The organism is Clostridium sp., from assembly GCF_040797585.1.
Taxonomy (GTDB): Bacteria; Bacillota; Clostridia; order Clostridiales; family Clostridiaceae; genus Clostridium_Z.
In genome coordinates, this window is record NZ_JBFNEO010000290.1 from 1 (window position 1) to 2,504 (window position 2,504).

Below are 2,504 nucleotides of genomic sequence, written 5' to 3' on the forward strand. Positions count from 1 at the left end.
AGGTAGAAGATATTGATTTCTCTTTAAATAAACCTATTATAGATGAACCCGTTATAGAAGAAGAGGAGATTATAGCACTTCCCATTAATAAAACTAAGGACTGTTACACAGAAGTTAAAGGATATATAGAAGATAAGATACCAGAAAAGTATGATGGTATATTTAAGTATGCGCTTATAATACCAGACTTAATAGCTTTATTATGTAGACTTCTTAAGGACAAGAGAGTAAGTAAGAAGATAAAGATATCTGTAATTATATCCCTAGCATATGTATCATCGCCTTTTGATATATTACCAGATTTCATACCATTTGTAGGTAAATTGGATGATGTAGCAGTAATTTTCTTTGCTCTAAATAAAATAATTAATAACGTAGATGACATTATTATATTAGAAAACTGGGAAGGGGAAGATGATATAATAAAAATTATAAAGGATGGTTTATATTATTTAAATACTCTGTCAGGAGGAGAGAGGGTAGATAAAATCTATAACACCATAGATAGGCTATAGAAAGGAAGAAGGTTTAAATGTCGAAATTTTATGCAGTAGTTAAAGGAAAGTCTGGAGACAATAAAATTTATAGAACCTGGGATCAGTGTAAGGCAGAAGTTATTGGGTTTAAGGGAGCTATATATAAAAGTTTTAAGGATGAAAAGGATGCTTTAGACTTTTTAAATATTTACGATAAAAATAAAGAGGAAGTAAAAGAGGATAACATTGAAGGTATTTATTCTAAGGATAATGAGGAAGTAAGAATATACGTGGACGGAAGTTATAATGTAAACACAGAGAAATATTCCTATGGACTTGTAGCAATTTTAGGTGATGAAGTTATTCATGAAGATAAAGGGGTTGGGGAAGAGAAAGAAGCAGCTACAATGAGAAATGTGGCAGGAGAAGTTCTTGGAGCTATAAAAGCAATGGATTTTCTAGAAGATAATGGGTACACTAAAGGTGCCATATATTTTGATTATCAAGGAATTGAGAGCTGGGCTTTAGGTTTATGGAAAAGAAATAATTTTTTAACTCAAAGATATCATGAATTTATGAAGGAAAAAATGAAAAAAACAAGGATTAAGTTTGTAAAAGTTAAGGGCCACTCTGGAGATTTATATAATGATAGAGCTGATAAGTTAGCTAAGGAAGCCTTAAACATATAGCAATTTTGGAAAAAATATTCTAGTTTAATAAAGGGAAATTTGCATAATCTAAGATTACAATAAATTATAAGGAGATGAGATTATGCGTAATGGAAATTTCATAGTTGGAATGGCAGCAGGAGCAATAGTTGGTGGGGCAGTAGGATCCATGATGAATAATATGGATAGAGCTACTAAAAGAAGATTAAGAAGAAATGGAAGACAAATGCTTAATTTTGCAGAAGGCATGTATTCACAAATGAATCGTTATATGAGATAACAAGAGAATGCCCTAGATAGGCTAACAAATCTAGGGCATTTGTAAGATTTTTTTGATAAATTAAAAGAATCTAAAAGTTTTTTTTAATAAATTGTTGTTGAGTACCCAAAATGTGCTATAATAATACATAAAATCAATATATATGAGAATATTTTCAGTAAAGGAAGAGTGAGTTATGGAGATACTTTCTTTAGGAGAAAAAATAAAGAGAAGACGTAAAGAATTAAATATGACTTTAAAGGATTTAGCAGGAGATAGAATAACCCCTGGGCAAATAAGTCTTGTAGAGTCTGGAAAATCAAATCCAAGTATGGATTTACTTGAATACTTAGCATCTACATTAAAAACTTCTGTAGAGTATTTAATGGAGTCAGAAGAAACACAAGCAGAAAAAATATGTTTATATTTTGAAAACATAGCGGAATCCTATATATTAAATCAAGATCTATCTTTAGGGGAACAGTATATAGAGAGAGCCCTATATTATGCTGAAAAGTATAATTTAGAATATAGAAAGGCGAGAAACCTTTACTTAAGAGCTAATATACACATGGCAAAGGAAGAAAATGTACCGGCTCAACAATACTTTTTATCAGCAAACGTAATATTTATAAAGAATAATAACTATGAAGAAGTTGTTAATACTTTTTTAAACTTAGGTAAGATAACCTATGAATTAAAAGCTTATCATTCTTCTAATTCCTATCTTCAACAGGCTGAAAAGGTTTATCTAGATAATGATCTAGGAATCGATGTGGTACTTGGGGAGATATATTACTATATAGCAAGTGTTTATTTTAAATTAGATAATTTGGACAAGGCTATAAATTACTCTTATTTAGCTAAAGAAAAATTTAATCAACTTGGTAATAAAAGAGAGTATGGAAAGGCATTATTACTTCTTACAGAACAGTATAATAAAAAAGGAGATATAGATAATGCAATAAAATATTCTAAGAAAACCTTAGAGGTTTTTAGAGAGCTAAAGGATTCACTTCAGCTTTCTTATATAGAAAATAATCTAGGAAGGCTTTTCTATGAATTTAATAATTTAGAGGAGTCATTTAAACACTATAATAC

General features: G+C 29.6%; 4 protein-coding genes. All 4 read left to right on the forward strand.

The window, feature by feature from the left end; all coding sequences use genetic code 11:
* Positions 1-515, forward strand: a 515-nt coding sequence (locus tag AB2369_RS12865; protein WP_367666873.1) for a YkvA family protein, incomplete at its 5' end; no start/stop codon positions are given.
* Between the two features lie 17 nt (positions 516-532).
* Positions 533-1,165 carry a viroplasmin family protein gene (locus tag AB2369_RS12870; protein WP_367666874.1) on the forward strand — a complete coding sequence of 211 codons (633 nt, stop codon included), beginning with the start codon at positions 533-535 and terminating at the stop codon, positions 1,163-1,165.
* A gap of 82 nt (positions 1,166-1,247) precedes the next feature.
* Positions 1,248-1,424 (forward strand): YtxH domain-containing protein, encoded by a 177-nt coding sequence (locus AB2369_RS12875; RefSeq protein WP_367666875.1) that lies wholly within the window; start codon positions 1,248-1,250, stop codon positions 1,422-1,424.
* A gap of 175 nt (positions 1,425-1,599) precedes the next feature.
* A partial coding sequence (locus AB2369_RS12880; protein ID WP_367666876.1) for a tetratricopeptide repeat protein occupies positions 1,600-2,504 on the forward strand: 905 nt, incomplete at its 3' end.

Bases quoted from the DNA above. Each gene is read 5' to 3' on its own strand.
- AB2369_RS12870 (WP_367666874.1), top strand. From the start codon at position 533: ATGTCGAAATTTTATGCAGTAGTTAAAGGAAAGTCTGGAGACAATAAA.
- AB2369_RS12875 (WP_367666875.1), top strand. From the start codon at position 1,248: ATGCGTAATGGAAATTTCATAGTTGGAATGGCAGCAGGAGCAATAGTT.